Raw genomic sequence first — 19,887 nt, forward strand, 5'->3', positions numbered from 1 at the left:
TGCTCTGGCATCGGCATCCGGCCCGCCGCGCTGGAGCCGCCGGGCGTCACTGCCGCGTCGGTGCCGGGCGTCAGCGCCGGGTGTCAGCGCCGGGCGGCGACCCGGGCGGTGCCCGCGGGGACGTGGACGACGCGGTCGCGCCCGCCGCGCTTGGCCTCGTAGAGTGCCGCGTCGGCGCAGGCCAGGAGGGCCTCGGCGCCCACGGGGGCCGAGCCGGAGGCGGTGGCCAGCCCGATGCTGATGGTGGTGCCCACCGCCGCGCCCCCGCCGGGCACGCGCACGGCGGCGCAGCGGGCGCGCCAGTCCTCGGCCCGTGCGAGGGCCTCGGCCTCGCCCACGCCGGGCAGGACGGCGACGAACTCCTCCCCGCCGAACCGGGCCAGGACCTCGCGGGGGCGGACACCCCCGGCGAGGGCGGCCGCCATGCCGACGAGGACGGCGTCGCCAGTGGCGTGGCCGTGGGTGTCGTTGACCTGCTTGAAGCGGTCCACGTCCATCATCAGCAGGCTCACCGGCCGCCCCGCCGCCAGCGTCGCCGGCACCTCCCGCTCCAGCACCTCCACCATGCGGCGGCGGTTGAACAACCCCGTCAGCGGATCGCGCAGCGCCTGCTCGGCCAGCTCCGCCCGCAGGCGCTCCACCAGCTCCAGCTGCTCCCGCAGCGCCTCGTTCGCCGCGAGCACCTCCTGCTGCTGCCGCAGCGACTCCGTGACGTCGCGGGCCACGATCGCCCAGCCGATGCAGGTGCCGCGGTCGTCGGTGAGGGGGGAGGTGTGCACGTCGAGGACGGTCCCGCCGCTGGGCGCCGTGACGGTCCGCTGCCGCGGGGAGGTCTCGTCGAGCGGGATCCCGAGGGCGCCGGTGAGCTCCTGCAGGGGTACGCCGAGCAGCGGCCGGCCCCCCTGCCCGCCGGGGTGCGCCGCGATGGGCGGAACGGGGGCGCGCAGCAGGAGCGCGACCGCCGCCGGGTTGGCCTCCAGGACGCGCTCGCGCCGGTCCACGACGACGACCGCGTCGCCGATCGCGGCGACCACCTGGTGCAGCGCGATGGGCACCACGTCGGGCAGCGCGGAGTGCTCCAGCGCCCACCAGCAGGCGCCCGCGGTGACGAGGAAGAGCACCGGGGTCAGGTCCACGGGCAGCGCGCCGGGCAGCAGCCACAGGCCCACGACGTTGCCGGTGGTCGGCACGACACCGGCGACGACCGGCCAGAGGTAGCGGCGCCGGTGCCCGCGCGAGACGCGCCGCGCCCCGTGCAGCAGCAGCACGACGGCGGCACCGAGGAGCACGTAGCTGTAGCAGGTGTGGATCCAGAACAGCGGTCCCTGCTCGTACGTCAGCACGGGTGGCTCGCCCGCGAGCCGCAGCCCGCGGGCGAACAGCTCGTGCCGGTGGTTGGTGAGAAGCCCGGCCGTCAGCAGGGCGGGCGGCACGAGGAGCAGCCCCTCGCGCCGCCAGCGCCAGCGCCAGCGCCGGTCGCACATGGCGCGGGCGAGGCAGAGGAAGCCGAGCACGACCGCGCAGATGCCGGGGAAGGCGACCTGGCTGAGGTGGAACTGGCCGGCCACGGAGCCCAGGCTGAGCCCGACGGCCTTGGCCGCGGACCACTCGGCCGTGCCGAGCAGGACGACGAGCAGGGCGGCCGCGGCGCCGGTGTCGCGGCGGCGGCGCCACATGATGCGGCCGGCGAACAGGGAGGCGAGGGCGGAGACGGCGAACAGCAGCGCCCAGGGCTGCCAGAGCAGCACGTCCACCTCCTCCCGCGGGCGCCGTCCGGCGGCCCCTCCCGCGAGCATCGTCAGGAGCGCCCCGCACCTGTAGCGGCCGGGGTCCCGGGGGCCAGGGCCGTCCACCCCTCCGACGGCGCAGTTCGTGAACGTTCACTTTGACAACACCCCGAACGGAGCACACGCTTCCTCCACGCGCTTGTGAGAGCGCTCTCAACGAGGAGGAACACCGTGTCGCCGCAATCCCACCGGAAGCGCCGCGTCGGGGCGCTCAGCCTGGCCACCGCTCTGCTCGTGCCGTCCACCATGATCCTGAGTTCCCAGGCGGCGCTCGCCGCGGACCAGGTCACCAACGGCGACTTCGCCAACGGCACCACCGGCTGGAACATCTACCCCACGCCCACGGTCGTCGACGGTGCAGGCTGCTTCACCACGTCGGCGAAGGGGGAGGCCCCGTACGGCGCCGGCATCATCCAGAACGTCCAGCTCCAGGCGGGGGAGAGCTACAAGCTCACCTTCAAGGCGCGCAGCAACCCCGTCGTGCCGAGCGCCGTGCGGGTGATCGTCCAGGGTGGCCCGGACATCAACTACAAGCAGTTCCTGCCGGCGGTGAAGCCGACGTTCACCACCGGCTTCGCCGCGTACGAGTACACCTTCACCGCCGACCAGGACTACGCCAAGGCCGAGCTCGCCTTCCAGCAGGACATCGCCACCAGCTCGGCGTACACCTTCTGCGTGGACGACGTCTCCCTCCAGGGCGGCGCCGCGCCGCCGAAGTACGAGCCCGAGACGGGCCCGCGGGTGCGCGTCAACCAGGAGACCTACCTGCCCGCCGGGCCCAAGGGCGCCACCCTGGTCACGGAGAAGACCACCGCCCTGCCGTGGCAGCTCAAGGACGCCGCCGGCAAGGTCGTCGCCTCCGGCACGACCACCCCGCGCGGCGTGGACCCGTCCGCCGCCCTCAACGTCCACACCATCGACTTCAGCGGCGTCACGACGGCCGGCGCCGGCTACACGCTGACCGCCGACGGCGAGACGAGCTACAAGTTCGACATCGGCGAGGCGGCCTACGAGCGGCTGCGCGACGACGCCAAGACGCTCTTCTACACCAACCGCAGCGGCATCGCGATCGACGACGCCCTGGCGCCGGGCTACGGCCGCGCGGCGGGCCACGTCGGCGTCGCCCCCAACCAGGGCGACACCGCGGTGCCGTGCCAGAGCCTCGACGACGACTCGCAGAAGATCCTCGTCAAGCAGGGCGACGAGCCCTGGACCTGCGACTACACCGTCGACGTCACCGGCGGCTGGTACGACGCCGGTGACCACGGCAAGTACGTCGTCAACGGCGGTATCGCGGTGGCCCAGCTGCTCCAGGAGTACGAGCGCAGCCTGACCGCGCCCACCGCCGACCGCGGCGCCCTCGCCGACGGCACCCTGCGCATCCCCGAGGCCCACAACGGCGTGCCCGACGTCCTCGACGAGGCGCGCTGGGAGCTCGAGTGGTTCCTGAAGATGCAGGTGCAGCCCGGCCGCGAGTACGCCGGCATGGCCTACCACAAGGTCGCCGACGTCAACTGGACCGGCCTGCCGATGGACCCGGCCGCAGACCCGCAGAAGCGGGTCCTGTACCGCCCGTCGACCGCGGCCACCCTGAACGTCGCCGCCACTGCTGCGCAGGGCGCCCGCCTGTTCGCCAAGTACGACAAGGCCTTCTCCGAGCGCCTGCTCGCTGCGGCCCGGACCGCCTACGCCGCGGCGCAGGCCAACCCCGACGTCTACGCCCCGGCACCCGACGGCGCCCTCGACCCGAACCCGGGCAGCGGGCCGTACAACGACGACGACGTGTCGGACGAGTTCTACTGGGCGGCCGTCGAGCTGTACCTGACGACCAACGAGCCGCAGTTCCGCAAGGACGTCCTCGGCTCCCCCGTCCACACCGCCGACGTCTTCGGTCCCAACGGCTTCGACTGGGGCCACGTCGCCCCGCTGGCCCGCATGGACCTGGCCACCGTGCCCAGCAACCTCAACAAGGCCGAGCTGCGCAAGGTGCAGCAGTCGGTCCTCGCGGGGGCGGACGACCTGCTGGCCGACCAGGCCCGGCAGCCGTTCGGGCAGGCGTACGCCCCCGAGGGCGGCCGGTACGCCTGGGGCTCCAACGCCGAGATCCTCAACAACATGCAGGTCCTCGGCACCGCGTTCGACCTCAGCGGCCAGGCGAAGTACCGCGACGGGGTGCTCCGCTCGATGGACTACCTGTTCGGGCGCAACGCGCTGAACAACTCCTACGTCACGGGCTACGGCGACGTGTTCTCGAAGAACCAGCACTCGCGGTGGTACTCGAACCAGCTCGACCCGTCGCTGCCGAACCCGCCCGCGGGCACGGTGGCGGGCGGGCCGTACTCGCCCACCGCGACCAGCGGTGACCCGGTCACCGCCGCGCTGTTCGCGGACGGCTGCGTGGCGCAGTTCTGCTACGTCGACGACATCGGCTCCTGGTCCACCAACGAGCTGACGATCAACTGGAACGCCCCGCTGTCGTGGGTGGCCTCCTTCATCGCCGACCAGGACAACGGCGCGGACCGCGGTTCCCGCTCCTGACCCACCCCGCCGGGCGGTGACCCCACCGCCCGGCGGGTGCCGGCGCCACAGGGCCCGGTCCCTCCCCACCCGGGGAGGGACCGGGCCCTGTGCTCGTCCGCGGGCAGGTCAGGGCGTCACGCCGAACCCGGCCAGCCAGTCCTGCACGACGGGGATCTCGACGCGCTGGTAGCCGCCGAGGTAGCGGCAGTTCTGGGTGTAGCCGTAGCTGGTGACCGCCACGAGGTAGCCGCCGTGGAACACCGGGCCGCCGGAGTCGCCGAAGCAGGTGCCGCCGCCGCCACGGGTGTCGGCGGGGTTGCCGTTCATCTGCAGCAGCTGCGGGGTGAGCTTCTGACCCGGGGAGGTGGTGTACCGCCGGATCAGCGGGAAGCTCATGGGCTGCGGCTTCTGCGGGCCGCTCTCGGGCTTGCGGACCTCCGTGCCGTAGCCGACGACCTCGAAGATCGTCTTGTTGAGCGCCGGCTGCGCGTACCGGTCGAGGTAGCCGGAGGGCGCCACGCGCGCCGGCGTGATGCCGGTGACCGCGCGGTTGAGGACGATGACGCCGACGTCGTTCCAGTTGTCCCGGTCCGTGAAGTCGGAGTACGCGGGGTGGCTGACGGCCGTGCCGGAGAGGTACCCGGCCGCCTCCAGCTCCGCCCGGGTGTAGCCCGCGGCGGGGTCGGCGGCGACGGGCAGCGGGCTGGGCGGGTTCTCGGCGATGCGCGTGTCGAAGGTGACGGCGGTCCTGCCGACGGTCCCCTCGGTGCAGTGCGCGGCGGTGAGCAGCACCGTGGGGCTGACGAGGGTGGCGGAGCAGCGGTAGCGGCCGGTGCCGTCGTAGAAGACGATCAGGCCGACGTTCGGGTTGCGGTTGCCGTCGGGCTGCCCGCCGGTGATGGCGGCGGCGGGCTGCGCCGAGGTGAGCGCGGTGAGCAGGGCGACGGCGGTCGCAACGAGGGCGCGACGACGGATCCTCACGGGATGCCTCCTGGAAGCCGGGGTGCCGCACGGGCGGTGCCGGAACCCTACGCAGAGTGCGGGAGCGGGCACCAGAGCGTGGGTGGCCCGGCTCAGGGGACCGGCGGCCCCTCCGGGTCCCCGAGGGCGAGCAGGCGCCTGCAGTCCCGCAGCAGGTCCACCCAGAACCACCCCACCAGGGCGGTGATCACGGCGAGCGCGCTCACCGCCCACACCACGGGCGGCCCCGCGCCCAGGAGGACGAGGAGGACGGCCTCCAGCACGAGCACGCCGGCGAGGGGGAACAGCAGCCACGCGCTCACGTGGCGGACCCGCGGCCGCTGGATCCACCGGGGCCCGGGGCTGAGCACGAGGCGCGCGTAGGACTGCGCCGCGCGCACCGCCGCCTCGTCCGGGTGGCGCACCCCCCGCTTCGCCGCGCGCGCGATCTCCAGCCGTCGCGCGAGGGGGACCGCGCGCCACGCGGCGGCCACCGCACGGCGTTCCTGGCGCGAGGCTGCGCGCCGGTTCTGCTCCACCCGCCCAGTGTGGCGCGGCACCGGTGCGGCTGGCGCCCGCCGTCAGCCCACCCGCTCCGGGTCCACCACGTCCGGGTCCACCACGTCCGGGTCCACCACGTCCCGCTCCCCCCGGGAAGGGCCTCCCGCGTCCGAGGCCGCCGCGGTGAGCAGCGCGGCCAGGCCGAGCTCGAACCGGGCGTCGAAGTCGACGAGCGCCGCCAGGGAGGTTCCCGGCCCCAGGCTGCGCAGCGCGGGGTCCCCGGCGAGGGCCCGGTGGAGCCGCGGGTCCGACACGGCACCCTCGGCCGTGCCCTGCTGCTCCAGCGCCTCGCCCAGGACGAAGGAGTGCACGACCGCGCTGAACTGCAGGGCCCGGGCCTGCCCCAGGCCCGCGTCGAGCAGATCGCCCACGAGGGCGTCGGCGAAGCGGAGGGTGCTGCGGCGGGGCACGGTGCGGCCGCCGACGATGCGCGCGCCGTCGCGCCGGGTCAGCAGGGCGCGGCGGAGCCGGCGCGCGCGCGCGGCGGCACGCGCGTTCCACGGGCCGGCCGGCTCGGGGCCCTGCAGCGCGACGGCGACGACGGCGTCGGCCATCTCCTCCAGCAGCTCCTCCTTGCCGGCGAAGTCGCGGTAGAGGACGGGGGCCTGGACCCCGAGCGCATCGGCGAGGCCGCGCATCGTCAGGGCGTCGACGCCCCGCAGGTCGGCGAGCCCGAGGGCCGCCAGCACCACCGTCTCCCGTCGCGTCGTCACACCGGCAGCATACCGCCTTGACTTGTTAACGTCGTTAATCCTAGTTTTCCACCATGCCTGTTAACACCGTTAATGCAGATGTCGTCGTCGTCGGCGGCGGGCCCACCGGCCTGGCCCTGGCCGGGGACCTCGCCGTGCGCGGCCTCGTCGTGGTGGTCCTGGAGCGCCGCACCGGCCCCGTCGAGCAGTCCCGCGCGACGACGCTGCACCCGCGCACCCTGGAGGTCCTCGACGCACGCGGCTGGGCCGACCGCTTCGTCGCCCGCAGCGAGGAACTGCTGGGCCGCGACCCGCGCATCCCGGTGTGGCACTTCGCCACCCTCCCCGGCCTGCGCTTCGACCTGCTCGACTCCCGGTTCCCCTTCACCCTCTGGCTGCCGCAGCAGGAGACCGAGTCCCTGCTCGCCGAGCGCGCCACCGGCCTCGGCGTGCGCCTCCTGCGCGGCCATGACGTCACCGCCCTGACCCTCGGCGCCGACGGGGTGGCTGCCCGCGCGCAGGGCCCTGCCGGCGAGGTCCGCGTGGAGGCCGGCTGGGTCGTCGGCTGCGACGGCGCCGGCAGCACCGTGCGCCGCGCCGCGGGCATCGGGTTCTCGGGCACGCCGACCACGCGCACCGCCATCGTCGCCGACGTGAGGGTCCGCGAACCCCTGCCCGGCGGCCGGCTCAACGCCCACAACGCGACCGGGCAGGTGATGGCCGCACCCCTGGACCGCGAGCGCGTCCGGTTCGTCGTCGTGCACGGCGAGCGCTCCCGCGCACCCAAGGACGAGCCGGTCACCCTCACCGAGGTCTCCGCCGTCCTGCTCGACGTCATCGGCACCGACCACGGCGTGCACGAGCCCGCCTGGCTGTCCCGGTTCGGCAACGCCAGCCGGCTCGCCACCCGCTACCGCGCCGGCCGGGCGTTCCTCGCCGGCGACGCGGCCCACATGCACTTCCCCACCGGCGGGCAGGGCCTCAACCACGGCATCCAGGACGCCGCGAACCTCGGCTGGAAGCTCGCCACCCACGTCCTCGGCGAGGCGGACGACGCGCTCCTCGACAGCTACGAGGCCGAGCGCCGCCCCGCCGGGCAGCGCCTGCTCTACGACGTGTCCCGGCAGAGCGGCCTCATGGCCGGCCTGGCCGACGAGGCCCCCGCGCTGCGCCGGTTCTTCGCCGAGGAGCTGCTCCCCCTCCCCAACGTCAACCGCATGCTCGCCGAGCAGATCTCCGGTCTCGCCCTGCGCTACGGCCCCGGCGACGGGCACCCCCTGACCGGGACCCGCCTGCCGGACCTGCGGGTGTCCACCGGCGGTCGCGAGCGGCGGGTCTACGAGCTCCTGCGCGCCGGCGTCCCCGTCTCCCTCGCGCTCGACGGGGACACCTGCCTCGTGGACGCGCCCGCCGCCTACGCCGGGCTCGCCGGGCTCGTCGTGCGCCCCGACGCCTACGTGGGTTGGGCCAGCACGACGTCCGCGCCGGTTCCTCCCGTTCCTGCCGTTCCCGTCCCCGCCTGAGCCGGCACCCCACCCGAGCGCACCGAGGAGCGCGCCGTGACCGTCACGCACACCAACCCCTCCGGGCTGCACGCGCTCCCGGACCTCATCACCCAGGTCGTCACCGCCCCGGCCACCCGGCTGGTGCTGCTGTCCGGGCAGGTCGCCTGGGACGAGCACGGCCGGCTCGTCGGGGCCGGGGACCACGGGGCGCAGGCCGCCCGGGTGGCCGCCAACCTCGACGTCGCGCTCGCCGCCGTCGGGGCCACCCGCCGCGACGTCGTGAAGGAGACCCTGTACGTCGTCGACTGGTCCCCCGCCCTGCTGCCGGAGGTGTTCGGGCCGCTGCGCGCCGGCGTCGCGCGGCCCCCGGCGAGCACCCTCGTCCCGGTGCCCGCCCTGTTCGCCCCCGGCTTCCTCCTGGAGGTGGAGGTGGTCGCCGTGCTGCCCGGGCCGGGCGCACCCGGGGCACCTGGCACCTGAGCACCGACCACCTGAGCACCGACCACCTGAGCACCGGCACCCGGGCACCGGCGGTCGCGCCCGGGACGACACAGGCCCCGGCAGGTGGTCCGCCGGGGCCCTCGTCGTGCGTGCCGGGTCCGTCAGGACTCGGCGCCCTCCTGGTCCTCGGGGCCGGTGCCGCGACCCTGCACGAGGGTGTCGGTGCCCGGGCCGCCGACGAGGGTGTCCTCGCCGTTGCCGCCGTCGAGGACGTCGGCGCCGAACCCGCCGAGCAGGATGTCGTCCCCGTTGTCGCCCGCGAGGCGGTCCGCGCCGGCCCCGCCGCAGACGACGTCGTCGCCGTTGCCGCCGGTGATCGTGTCGTCCCCGCCGAGGCCCATGATGACGTCACGCCCGGCGGTGCCGCGCAGGGTGTCGGCGCCGGCGGTGCCGCGGATCGTGGGCGCCAGGCCCCGGCAGCGCTCGTCGAGGTCGATGCCGACGAGGACGGGGTCGTGGTCGCTGGAGCGGTAGGGGTTCGCCGCGTACAGGGCCGGGTCGCCCGTGTACTGGTACGCGAACGACTCCACGGAGTTGATGTTCCAGTGCGCCACGTCGGTGACCTTCGCGGTCAGCGCCGCGGTGGCCAGGGCGTGGTCGAGGGAGCCGGACATGTCGTCGAAGACGTAGCTGTAGCGGCCCGGGTCGAACTGCTCGCCGAGGTCGGTGAACCCGGCCTCCCGCAGCGCCTCGATCGGGTCCTCCCGCGTGTAGGCGTTGAAGTCGCCGAGCAGGAGGACGTCCGCCTCGCCGGTGCGCTCGCGCAGGGCCGCGGTGAACGCCGCGAGCGAGCGCGCCTGGCGCACCCGGTCGCCGTTCCACTGCCCCTGCCCGTCGCCGGCGTCCACGTTGTCCCCCGTGGCGTCACCCGGGCTCTTGGACTTGAGGTGGTTCGCGACGACCGTGAACGCGTCGCCGTCCTTGGCGAAGGTCTGCGCGATCGGCTCGCGGGCGTTGGCCCACACGCTCTCGTCGGCCAGGCCGGCCGGCGCACCCACGGGCTGCACCACGTCGCGGCGGTAGATGATCCCGTTGCGGATGACGTCGCGGTCCACGGCGTAGAGCTCCCGCGGCAGCGGCACGTACGCCCACACGTCCGCGCCGGCCGCGGTGTTCAGCCGCCCCACCAGGTCGGCCAGGGCGGTGTCGGCGTTGCCGGGGGTGAGACCCGTGGAGTCGCTGTCCTCGATCTCCATGAGCGTCACCACGTCCGCACCGAGGCCCAGGATCGCCGGAACGATCTTGCCGGCCTGCCGGTCCAGCTCCGCCTGGTTGCGGGCGCCGCGGCCCTCACCGCCGAAGGTGAGGAAGTAGTTCAGGACGTTGAACGCCCCGACCTGCACGTCCCCGCCCACCGGCTCCGGTGCGGCGGGGCGGGTGTTCTGCGGGGCGAACACGTCGGCGGCGGTGCCGTCGGCGGGCTGCAGCCGCCAGGAGCCGAAGCCGAACCCGAGGACGAGGGGCTCGGTGAACTGCACGACGTCCCCGACGCGCACCGGGGTGGTGGGCGTCAGGTACGGGCGGGTGCGCACGGTGACCTGCGCGCTCACGGCGTCGTCGAGGACGATGCGCCGCAGGGCGTTCGACGCCGCGACGGCCGCGGCCTCCGGGGTGCCGGGGCGCGCCACCTCGGTCGGCTGCACCAGCGGACCGCCCTCGGAGAGGGTCAGCTCGCCGAACCGCGTCAGGTCGAACACCTCGCTGACCGTGAGGGCGTCGGCGGGCACGACGCGCATCCCCTCCAGGCGCTCGCGGGCGGCGTCGTCGGCGGGCAGGTCGAGCGGTGCGGCGGCGGGCAGGTCCGCGACGGTGCCCTCGGCGCAGACGGCGGCGCCGGCGCGGGAGGCGATCTGCGTCTGCCCGCCGAACTCCTGCGCCTCGCCGGTCACGGCCACCGTGTCGCCGAGGTCGACGGCGGCGGGGCTGAACACGAAGACGCCGTCGGAGGTGGCGGGGTCGCCGTCGCCGTCCCCGTCCTGGAGGTAGAACCCGGACATGCCCGGCACGTCGCCCACGACGACACCGCGGACGGTGACCTGCCGCCCCGCGAGCGGGGTGGCCGCACCCGGACCCTGCACCGCGCCGATCTCGTGGGTCGGCGCGGCCTCGCACGGGTTCGCGGGGCCGGGGCCGGGCTGACCACCGGGAGCGGTGTTGACCACGCCCCTCGTCGCCGCGGCGGGGCCCGCCCACACCAGGGCGTCGCGGGCGGCGTCGTACGTGCGGGAGAGGGACTGCCCGGCGGGCTCGCTCCCGGCCTCGGCGACACCGATGTCCGTGCTCGTGCGTCCGGCGGCGGGGCCGCCCACCGCGGTGAAGACGCCCTCGTAGGACAGGAACTCCAGCACCTCGCCGCCGCGGACGAGCGCGACGCCGTCCGGTGCGCCGTTCTGGAGGCCGTTGGACGGGTACTCGACGACCGCCGCGGCAGGGCGGTCGGCGGGGGCGGTGACCGCGGGCACGGCCACGGCGGTGCCGTACGTGGCCCTGTTGTCGCCGTTGTAGAGCACCACGGACAGGCCGGTGGAGCTCGTGCCCGCGGGCACGGTGACCTCGACGAACTCGCCGGTGTCGGTACCCGCGTTGTCGTAGTGGATCTCGGAGATGTACGGCGTGGTGGGCGGTGCCGCCTGCGCGGCCGCGGGCAGGCCCGCGACGGTGAGGGAGGCGGCGGCGGCGCCGAGGACGGCGCGGCGCGCGGCGGTCGCCCGGGAGCGGTGGAGCACGTGGGAGCCCTTCGGATCGGGAGCCGCGCGGGCGCGGCGTGGACCGGTCCTCCCGATGGTGCGTCCTCCGGGTGAACGGAGCACGCCCGCAGGGCGACGCGCCGGTGCCCCTCCCCCGACGGGCTCACCCCGGACCGGGCACCCCGACGGCTCCGCGCCCCCTCCCACCGGCGAGCGCCGGAACCACGCGGCCCCCGGTGGTGTCCTGCGTCACCGCATCGCGGATTGCCGGTCTCCCGGGGCGCCTCTAGCGTGAGCGCGAGATCCACCGCCCCATGCGTGCCGGGGTCCCGTCCTCCCGCGCGCGGGCGCGCCCACCTCCACCGTCCGATGTGGTTCCCGCACGGCCGCGGAGCACCCCTGCACACCCAGGAGCAGTCATGACGCGCTACCGCCCCACCACGGCACTCGCCGTGCTGTCGGGTCTCTCCCTCGTCCTCGCCGGTTGCGGCGCGGGGTCGCGCACCGGGGAGCAGAACGCCACCGCGGTCGCCTGCGGCTTCACCGCGCCCGAGCAACCGGTCACCGTGGACGTGCTGGCCTACAACTCCTCCGCCATCGACCCCTTCACCAACACCATGGTGAAGAGCTGCACCAAGGACGGCGTGACCGTCACGCACGAACCCGTCGACTTCGCCGGGCAGGTGCAGAAGACGACCGCCACCCTCGCCGGGGACTCGGGCACCTACGACGTCGTGGAGACCTACGGCTTCATCCTCCCCCAGCTCGCCTCGCAGGAGAAGCTGCAGCCGCTGGACGACCTCGTCGCCCAGCACTCCGAGGAGTACGGCCTCGACCAGCTGAACGACGCGATGGTGCAGGCCATGACCTACGAGGGCGAGCTGTACGGGCTGCCCATGCAGGCCCAGACCTACGTCATGGCGTACCGCAAGGACGTCTTCGACGAGCTGGGCCTGACCCCGCCGAAGACCTTCGCGGAACTGCGCGAGGTGTCCGCGAAGATCCAGGCCGCCGGGCAGATCGAGCACCCCCTCGCCCTGCCGCTGCTGGCCAGCGGCGACATCGCCACCGCCTACGACGCCGCGCTCGGCTCCCTCGGCGTGGACTACGTCGACCCCGCGACGAAGACCGCGAACTTCGGGACCCCCGAGGCCGCCCGCGCGTTCGAGGAGCTGCGCTCGCTGCTGCCCTTCATGGACCCCGAGGTCACGACCTTCGACCAGCCCACCGTGCAGCAGCAGATGTACAACGGCACCGCGGCGATCGCGATGATGTTCTCGGGGCGCATGAACGACCTCACCCTGGCGACGAACAGCCAGTACGCCGAGCAGTTCGCCTTCGCGGCGCCCCCCACCGTCGGCGACGACGGGCCGTTCTACGGCGCGCTGTCCGTGGACGGCTGGTCCCTGCCCGCCAACACCGACGTCGACCCCTCGCTGCTGTTCGAGATCGTGGCCTCCTCCGTCAGCGAGGAGGCGTCGAAGGCCTCCGTGCCGGCGGCCTACCCCGCGCGCGACGGCATCGTGACGGACGACAGCAGCGCCTACGCCGCGGCCGCGCGGGAGTCCCTGGACAACATGCCCCCCGCCGAGCCGTTCCCGTGGACGTCCGAGATCAGCACCGCCACGACCGAGATCGTCGCGAACGTGGTCACCGGCCGCACCAGCGTCGCGGACGGCACCGCGCAGATGCAGGCGAAGGCCGAGGAGATCCTGGCCGGGTACCGGTGAGGCGCGGCACGACGCAGCGTCCGGCCGGGGCGGGGTGGCGGGGTGCGTAGGCGGGAGTTCGCCGCGCTCGTCGCGCCGAGCGTGCTGGTCATGGGCGGCCTGCTCCTGCTGCCGCTGTACCGGACGTTCGAGTGGAGCCTGCAGCGGGTGGACTACGGGGCACCGGGGACCTGGGTGGGCCTGGAGAACTACCGGGCCGCGCTGAGCGACCCCCGCCTCGGGCGGGCCGTGCTCTTCACCGTCGGCCTCACCGTCGTGGTGGTCGCGGTGCTGCTGGTCGCCGGGTACGTGCTGGCGATGGTGGTGAACAACCTCGGCCGGGCGCGGCCGTACGTCCTGGGCGCCCTGCTCGTGTCTTACGTGGTGCCCCAGATCGTCGGCGCCACGATGTTCTCCTGGCTCTTCAACAGCAACTTCGGCGGCATCGTCGGCCACCTCGTCGAGCTCGTGACGGGCCAGGACGTGCTGTGGTTCACCAGCGTCTGGCCCAACCGGCTGATCATCGCGCTCGACGTGGTGTGGTTCATGCTGCCGTTCTCGATGCTGGTGCTGCTGGCGGGCCGGCAGGGCGTGCCCGCGGAGATCATCGAGGCGGCGCGGGTGGACGGCGCCTCCACCGTGCAGACGCACCGCTACGCCATCATCCCGTCGATGCGCGGGGTCATCGGGTTCGTCGCGCTGATCTCCGTCATGGACGTGCTGCGCACGTTCGACGCGCTGGTGCCGCTCTCCCCGCAGGCGGTGCAGCTGGGCAACGAGTCCGTGATGCTCTACATCTACAACGTCGCCTTCCGCGACGGCGGCCAGCAGCTCGGGCTGGGCAGCGCCATCAACGTCCTGATGATCCTGCTCATCCTCGTGCTCCTGGTGCCGTTCGTGCGCGGCGTGGTGAAGGAGGCCCGCACCCCGTGAGCGCGATCGTGACCGCCCCGCGGCGCCCCCGCGGGAGCCTGCGCAACCCGAGCGGGCGCCTGGTGGTCGCCGGGTTCCTCGTCCTCGTCTGCCTCGTCATGCTCAGCCCGGTCCTGTGGACCCTGGCGTCGGTGACGAAGCCCACGGCCGTCGCATTCCTGGACCCGCCGGTCCTCACCTGGACCCCGACCCTGCGGGCGTTCGTCGACCTGTGGCAGACCACGCTCTTCTACCAGTACCTCGCCAACACCCTCGTCGTGGCCGTCATCAGCACCGTGGTGGCGATGCTCATCGGCCTGCCCGCCGCGTACGCGCTGTCCCGCTTCCCCAGCTGGATCTCGGCGGTGCTGCTGGTGCTGGCGCTCGTCTTCCGGGCGGTGCCCCGCTTCGCCGTGGTCCTGCCCATGTACGACCTCGCCCGGTCGCTGGGGATCTACGACACCACGGTGGCGGTCGCCGCGGCGCTGGTCGCGATCAACCAGCCCTTCAGCATCTGGCTGCTGCGCAACTTCTTCGCCGAGATCCCCAAGGAGCTCGACGAGGCGGCGATGCTCGACGGCTGCACCCGCGGCCAGGTGCTGCGCCGCGTCATGGTGCCGCTGATGGGCCCGGGCATCCTCACCGCGGGGATCTTCGTGTTCCTGTTCGCCTTCCAGGAGTACCTCACGGCCGTCGTCCTCACCGACGTCCAGGCCCGCACGGTCCCCGTGTTCGTCGCCACCCAGCTCGGGCAGACCCTGCCCATGCTGCAGCAGGCGGGTGCGGCGGCCATGCTGCTGACGCTGCCCGTCGTCGCGTTCGCCTTCATCGCCCAGCGCTACCTCGTCGCGGGCCTGGCCTCCGGCTCCGTCAAGGGCTGAGGCCGCCGCGGGCCGGGTGCGGGGCCCCCCGCACCCGGCCCGCGCGATCCCTGTGCTGAACCGGTTCTGGACAGCGCTTTCCAATCGCGGGGTCCGAGTGTCACGATGCGGTCATGCCCCTCCGCCCGAGCCCCGGCCGGCCCGTCATCGACGGCGCGCACCCCCTCCGCTCGGTCCTGCGCCTCCTCGACGGGCACCGCTGGCAGGTCCTCGCCGCGGTCGCCTTCTTCGCGGTCAAGGAGGTGCCGATGTGGCTCACCCCCGTCGTCACCGGCAAGGTGATCGACGTCGTCGTCGCCGGCGGCCCGCAGCGCACCATGTGGCTCTGGACGGCCGTGGCCGTGGTCGCGCTCCTGCAGAACTACGTCAACCACGTCCAGTACACCAAGCGCTTCATGGGCGCGGTGCGCACCATCGGCGCGGACCTGCGCAACGTCCTGACCGAGCGGCTGCAGTCCCTCTCGATCGGGTTCCACTCCCGCGTCAGCTCCTCCATCGTGCAGACCAAGGTCGTGCGCGACGTGGAGAACGTCGAGCTGATGCTCCAGCAGATCACCCACCCCCTGCTGTCGGCGACGATGGTGGTGCTCGGGGCGCTGGCCGTGACGGCGGTGTCGGCACCGGCGTTCCTGCCCGTCTACGCCCTGACCATCCCCGTGGCCGTCGCGCTGCGGTACTTCCTCACCCGGCGCTCGCGGGCCACCAACGAGGTGTTCCGCCGGGAGGTGGAGACGCTGTCCTCGCGGGTCGGGGAGATGGCCACCCTCATGCCCGTCACGCGCGCCCACGGCCTGGAGCGCACCGCGGCGGAGCGGGTCGCGGCGGGGGCCGAGGGGGTGCGCGCCGCCGGGTTCACCCTCGACATGCTCAACGGCCGGTTCGCGTCGATGTCGTGGGTGAGCCTGCAGATGCTCGGCATCCTCTGCCTGGTCCTCGCCGCCTGGGCCTCCCTCACCGGCGTCACCGGCATCAGCGCCGGGGAGGTCGTCCAGCTCTCGGCGTACTTCGCGCTGCTCACCGGCGCCGTGACCAACGTCCTGATGCTGCTGCCCGTCGGGGCCCGCGGCCTGGAGTCGGTGCGCTCCATCGCCGAGGTGCTGGAGGAGCCGGACCTGGAGGTCAACGCGGGCCGGGCCCTCGTCCCCGCCGTGCGGGGCCGCATCACCCTGGAGGGCGTGCGCTTCCGCTACCCCGGCGCGGCCTCCGACGCGCTGCACGGGCTCGACCTCGACATCCGGCCCGGTGAGACCGTCGCGTTCGTCGGCCCCTCCGGGTCCGGCAAGTCCACCGTGCTGAACCTCGTCCTGGGCTTCCTGCGCCCCACCGCGGGGCGGGTCCTGCTCGACGGGCGGGACTCCTCGGAGCTGGACCTGCGCAGCGTCCGCCGGCACGTCTCCGTCGTCCCGCAGGAGTCGGTGCTCTTCGAGGGGTCGATCCGGGACAACGTGGCCTACGGGCTGGAGCACGTCGGCGACGAGCGCATCCGCGCCGCCCTGGCCGACGCGAACGCCCTGCGGCTCGTGGAGGACATGCCCGAGGGCTGGCACACGGTGGTCGGGCAGCGCGGCGCGCGGCTGTCCGGCGGGCAGCGCCAGCGCATCGCCATCGCCCGGGCGCTCGTGCGCGACCCGCGCATCCTGCTGCTCGACGAGGCGACCTCCGCGCTGGACCCCGAGTCCGAGCTCGCCGTGCAGGAGGCCCTGCAGCGCCTGATGCGCGGGCGCACGACCCTCGTGGTCGCGCACCGGCTCTCCACGATCCGCTCCGCGGACCGCATCGTCGTGCTCGACGAGGCGCGCATCGTGGAGGTCGGCACCCACGAGGAGCTCCTCGCCGCCGGCGGCCGCTACGCCCGGCTCCAGCGCGCCCAGCGGACGGGCTGAGGCGGTGGGCGGGAGGCGCGCTCCCGCCCACCGCGGCCCGCTCAGGCCGACGGCACCGGACCGCCGCGGCGGCGCACCTCCCGCCCCGGGGGCTGCGGCGGCCGGGGCAGCATCGGCACCCTGCGCACCAGCGGCCGGGTCAGCGGCGCCCGCGCGCTCACCTCCACCTCCTCCCCCTCGTGCCGGAACCGCAGCACTGCGCCGTTGCCCTCGCGCAGCGTGTACGTCACCCGGTCCGACCCGACGTCGACCCCGAGGCGGTGCCCCTGCCAGCGCGCGGTGAAGCGCAGCCGCGTGATGCCCGGCGGCAGCTGCGGCGCCAGGGACAGCTCCCCGTCGCTGCTGTGGCGCAGCCCGCCGAACCCGGCGACCAGCGCCAGCCACGCCCCGGCGAGGGAGGCGATGTGCAGGCCGTCGCGGGTGTTGCGGTGCAGGTCGTGCAGGTCGATGAGCGCCGCCTCCGAGGCGTAGTCGTGGGCGAGGTCCAGGTGGCCGACCTCCGCGGCCAGCACCGCCTGCACCGACGCCGACAGCGACGAGTCGCGCACCGTGCGCCGCTCGTAGTAGTCGACGTTGCGGGCCTTGTCCTCCGGGGTGAACCGCTCCCCGAACCACAGCATCGCCAGCTCCAGGTCCGCCTGCTTCACGACCTGGCTGCGGTACAGGTCGAAGTACGGCGCGTGCAGCAGCAGCGGGAACTCCTGGCGGCCGGCGAAGTCCCACTCCGGCAGGCGCGTGAACCCCTCGGACTGCGGGTGCACGCCCAGGTCCGCGTCGTAGGGCACGTGCACGGCGTCGGCGGCGTGCCGCCACGCGGCGGTCTCCTCCAGGTCCACCCCGAGGGTGCGCGCCAGCTCCGGGTGCCGGTTCACCGCGTCCGCCGCCACGTGCAGGTTCTGCGCCGCGGCGAGGTTGGTGAACACGTTGTCCGCCACGAGGGCGGTGTACTCGTCCGGCCCCGTCACCCCCACGATGTGCCAGCGCCCCTCGCGGTCGTGGTGCCCCAGCGACATCCACAGCCGCGCCGTCTCCACGAGCAGCTCCAGGCCGGCCTCCCGCTCCAGCTCCCCGTCGCCCGTGATGAGCCGGTACTGCTCCACCGCGGCGGCGATGTCGGCGTCGAGGTGGAACGCGGCCGTGCCCGCCGGCCAGTACCCGGAGCACTCGTGCCCGCGGATGGTGCGCCACGGGAACGCCGCACCCCGCAGCCCCAGGGTCGCCGCGCGCGCCCGGGCGAGGTCGAGGCACTCGTGGCGCCAGCGCAGCGCCCCGGCGGCGGCGGGGGGCGCGACGTGGCACAGCACCGGCAGGACGTACGCCTCGGTGTCCCAGAAGGCGTGGCCGTCGTAACCGGGTCCGGTCAGGCCCTTGGCGGGGATGCAGCGCCCCTCCCCCCGCGCGCCGGCCTGCAGCACGTGGAACAGGCTGAAGCGGATCGCCTGCTGCACCTCCGGGTCCCCGTCGACCTGCACGTCGGCGGTGTCCCAGAACGTGTCCAGGTAGGCGCGCTGCTCGGCCAGCAGCCCCTCCCAGCGGGAGGCGCGGGCCCCGGTGAGGGCGGCGGCGACCTGGTCGCGCAGCGCCGGCCGCGAGCGCAGGCTCGACCAGCCGTAGGCGAGGTGCTTCACGATCCGCAGCCGCTGCCCGGGCTCCAGGGAGGTGACGACGGTGGTGCGGGCCCAGTCCTCCGCGGCGCGCGTGCGCACGTCGGTGCGCCCGGGCGCCTCGACCTCGTGGTCCATGCCGGCGGCGACCTGGAGCCCGCTGGCGGCGGTGCGGTGCAGCAGGGTCGCCCCCTGCTCGGCGACGTCCTGCTCCACCGGGAGGAGGGGCCGCTCCAGGACCGCGGAGACGCGCGGGTCCCCGGACTGCGCCGGGACGTCCTCGTTGGCGACCAGCTCGGACTGCACGACGACGCGGACCCGCTCGTCGAGGGCCTCCACGGCGTACTCCACGGCGGCCACGGCGCGCTGGGTGAAGGAGACGAGCCGGGTGGAGCGGATCCGCACCCCCTTGCCCGCCGGGGACACCCACTCCACCGTGCGGGTGAGGGTGCCGGCGCGCAGGTCCAGGACGCGCTCGTGGGAGCGCAGGTGCCCGTAGCGCACGTCGAACGGCTCGTCGTCGACGAGCAGCCGCAGCAGCTTGCCGTTGGTGACGTTGACGACCGTCTGCCCGGACTCGGGGTAGCCGTAGCCGCGCTCGGCGTAGGGCAGGGGCCGCTTCTCGTAGAAGGAGTTCAGGTACGTGCCCGGGATGCCGTACGGCTCGCCCTCGTCGAGGTTGCCGCGGAAGCCGATGTGCCCGTTGGCGAGGGCGAACACCGACTCCGAGTGGGCGAGCACGTCGAGGTCGAGGTGCTCCTCCCGGACGCACCAGGGCTCGACGGGGAACGCGGCGGGCGCGGGTTCCCTCACCGGCCCCCACCGTCCACCAGCAGCTCGGCCAGGTCGCGCACCACGACGTCCGCGCCGCGCGCGAGCAGGTCCTGCGCGTGCCCGCCGCCGATCCGGTCGACGCCCACGACGAACCCGAAACCTCCCGCGCGCCCGGCCTCCACCCCGGCCAGGGCGTCCTCGAACACGGCCGCCGCGGCGGGTTCCACCCCCAGCAGCACGGCCCCCGCGAGGAACGTGTCGGGGGCGGGCTTGCCGCGCAGGCCGCGCTCGCGCAGCGTGAGGCCGTCCACCCTGCCCTCCACGAACGCGGCCAGGCCGGTGACGTCGAGGACCTGGCGGGTGTTCGCGCTGGAGGACACCACGGCGCGGCGCAGCCCGGCGGCGGTGGCCTCGGCGAGGTAGCGGCGCGAGCCCTCGTAGACGGTGACGCCGTCCTGCTCGATGCGCCGCAGCAGTTCCACGTTCTTGCCGTTGCCGAGGCCGTGGACGGTCCCCGTCCCGGGCGGGTCCTCCGGGTCGCCCTCGGGCAGGACGATCCCGCGGCTGGCGAGGAAGTCGCGCACCCCGTCGGGGCGGGGTTTGCCGTCGACGTGGCGGGCGTAGTCCGCGACCGGGTCGAACGGCACGAACGGCTCGCCGGTGCGGGCCGAGCGCGCCCGCAGGAACGCGTCGAACATGTCCGTCCACGCCGCGTCGTGCACGGCGGCGGTGTCCGTGAGCACCCCGTCGAGGTCGAACAGGCAGGCGCTCACGCCCTCCGGTAGCCCCAGCACGTGAAACTCCTCTCGTGGCCCTCCAGGTCGGGTGCGACCCTAGGCGGCGGCCCCGGCGGCGGCGACCCCGGCGGGGAGGTCCGCGGGCCGCGCACCTGCGAGGATCTCCGCTCCGGG

The 19,887-nt window shown here is 74.4% G+C and carries 14 protein-coding genes; 7 read left to right on the forward strand and 7 right to left on the reverse strand.

What is annotated here, in order from left to right:
- Positions 1 to 83 precede the first annotated feature (83 nt).
- A complete protein-coding gene (locus ACYQBY_RS10945; protein ID WP_459643894.1) occupies positions 84 to 1,748 on the reverse strand; it encodes a histidine kinase N-terminal 7TM domain-containing diguanylate cyclase in 1,665 nt (554 codons plus the stop codon).
- A gap of 285 nt (positions 1,749 to 2,033) precedes the next feature.
- Here ACYQBY_RS10945 and ACYQBY_RS10950 point away from each other — a divergent pair, with 285 nt between their 5' ends.
- The gene (locus tag ACYQBY_RS10950; RefSeq protein WP_459644380.1) at positions 2,034 to 4,325 is read left to right on the forward strand and encodes a glycoside hydrolase family 9 protein; all 2,292 of its coding nucleotides are present in this window, start codon (positions 2,034 to 2,036) and stop codon (positions 4,323 to 4,325) included.
- A 108-nt stretch (positions 4,326 to 4,433) separates the two neighbouring features.
- On the opposite strand, the gene ACYQBY_RS10955 is transcribed toward ACYQBY_RS10950, so the two are convergent.
- From ACYQBY_RS10955 to ACYQBY_RS10965, 3 genes are all read right to left on the reverse strand, one after another.
- Positions 4,434 to 5,282 (reverse strand): S1 family peptidase, encoded by an 849-nt coding sequence (locus tag ACYQBY_RS10955; RefSeq protein ID WP_459644381.1) that lies wholly within the window; start codon positions 5,280 to 5,282, stop codon positions 4,434 to 4,436.
- A 98-nt stretch (positions 5,283 to 5,380) separates the two neighbouring features.
- Positions 5,381 to 5,806 carry a hypothetical protein gene (locus ACYQBY_RS10960; protein ID WP_459643895.1) on the reverse strand — a complete coding sequence of 142 codons (426 nt, stop codon included), beginning with the start codon at positions 5,804 to 5,806 and terminating at the stop codon, positions 5,381 to 5,383.
- A 42-nt stretch (positions 5,807 to 5,848) separates the two neighbouring features.
- Entirely contained in the window at positions 5,849 to 6,541 is a 693-nt protein-coding gene (locus ACYQBY_RS10965) for a TetR/AcrR family transcriptional regulator C-terminal domain-containing protein (protein ID WP_459643896.1), read from the reverse strand.
- 53 nt (positions 6,542 to 6,594) lie between these two features.
- Here ACYQBY_RS10965 and ACYQBY_RS10970 point away from each other — a divergent pair, with 53 nt between their 5' ends.
- Together ACYQBY_RS10970 and ACYQBY_RS10975 are read left to right on the forward strand one after the other, a co-directional pair.
- Complete coding sequence (locus ACYQBY_RS10970; protein ID WP_459643897.1) at positions 6,595 to 8,043, forward strand: FAD-dependent oxidoreductase; 1,449 nt, start codon at positions 6,595 to 6,597, stop codon at positions 8,041 to 8,043.
- Positions 8,044 to 8,079: 36 nt separating this feature from the next.
- Positions 8,080 to 8,505 carry a RidA family protein gene (locus tag ACYQBY_RS10975; protein ID WP_459643898.1) on the forward strand — a complete coding sequence of 142 codons (426 nt, stop codon included), beginning with the start codon at positions 8,080 to 8,082 and terminating at the stop codon, positions 8,503 to 8,505.
- A gap of 122 nt (positions 8,506 to 8,627) precedes the next feature.
- Here the strand turns inward: ACYQBY_RS10975 and ACYQBY_RS10980 are convergent, their stop codons facing one another.
- Complete coding sequence (locus ACYQBY_RS10980) at positions 8,628 to 11,252, reverse strand: ExeM/NucH family extracellular endonuclease (RefSeq protein ID WP_459643899.1); 2,625 nt, start codon at positions 11,250 to 11,252, stop codon at positions 8,628 to 8,630.
- Positions 11,253 to 11,632: 380 nt separating this feature from the next.
- Here ACYQBY_RS10980 and ACYQBY_RS10985 point away from each other — a divergent pair, with 380 nt between their 5' ends.
- The 4 genes from ACYQBY_RS10985 to ACYQBY_RS11000 all read left to right on the forward strand — a co-directional run bounded on the left by ACYQBY_RS10985 (position 11,633) and on the right by ACYQBY_RS11000 (position 16,598).
- On the forward strand, positions 11,633 to 12,943 hold the full coding sequence (locus ACYQBY_RS10985) for an ABC transporter substrate-binding protein (protein ID WP_459643900.1): 1,311 nt from the start codon (positions 11,633 to 11,635) through the stop codon (positions 12,941 to 12,943).
- Between the two features lie 42 nt (positions 12,944 to 12,985).
- Complete coding sequence (locus tag ACYQBY_RS10990; RefSeq protein ID WP_459643901.1) at positions 12,986 to 13,855, forward strand: carbohydrate ABC transporter permease; 870 nt, start codon at positions 12,986 to 12,988, stop codon at positions 13,853 to 13,855.
- Entirely contained in the window at positions 13,852 to 14,715 is an 864-nt protein-coding gene (locus ACYQBY_RS10995) for a carbohydrate ABC transporter permease (RefSeq protein ID WP_459643902.1), read from the forward strand. Before ACYQBY_RS10990 ends, ACYQBY_RS10995 begins: the two co-directional genes overlap by 4 nt.
- 113 nt (positions 14,716 to 14,828) lie before the next feature.
- Positions 14,829 to 16,598, forward strand: a complete 1,770-nt coding sequence (locus tag ACYQBY_RS11000) for an ABC transporter ATP-binding protein (protein ID WP_459643903.1) — start codon at positions 14,829 to 14,831, stop codon at positions 16,596 to 16,598.
- Between the two features lie 41 nt (positions 16,599 to 16,639).
- Here ACYQBY_RS11000 and ACYQBY_RS11005 read toward each other — a convergent pair whose 3' ends face one another.
- Both ACYQBY_RS11005 and ACYQBY_RS11010 read right to left on the reverse strand, forming a co-directional pair.
- Complete coding sequence (locus ACYQBY_RS11005) at positions 16,640 to 19,015, reverse strand: glycoside hydrolase family 65 protein (RefSeq protein ID WP_459643904.1); 2,376 nt, start codon at positions 19,013 to 19,015, stop codon at positions 16,640 to 16,642.
- Complete coding sequence (locus ACYQBY_RS11010; RefSeq protein WP_459643905.1) at positions 19,012 to 19,770, reverse strand: beta-phosphoglucomutase family hydrolase; 759 nt, start codon at positions 19,768 to 19,770, stop codon at positions 19,012 to 19,014. Before ACYQBY_RS11010 ends, ACYQBY_RS11005 begins: the two co-directional genes overlap by 4 nt.
- Positions 19,771 to 19,887 lie beyond the last annotated feature (117 nt).

The sequence above is a fragment of the Kineococcus anabasis genome (assembly GCF_054590795.1).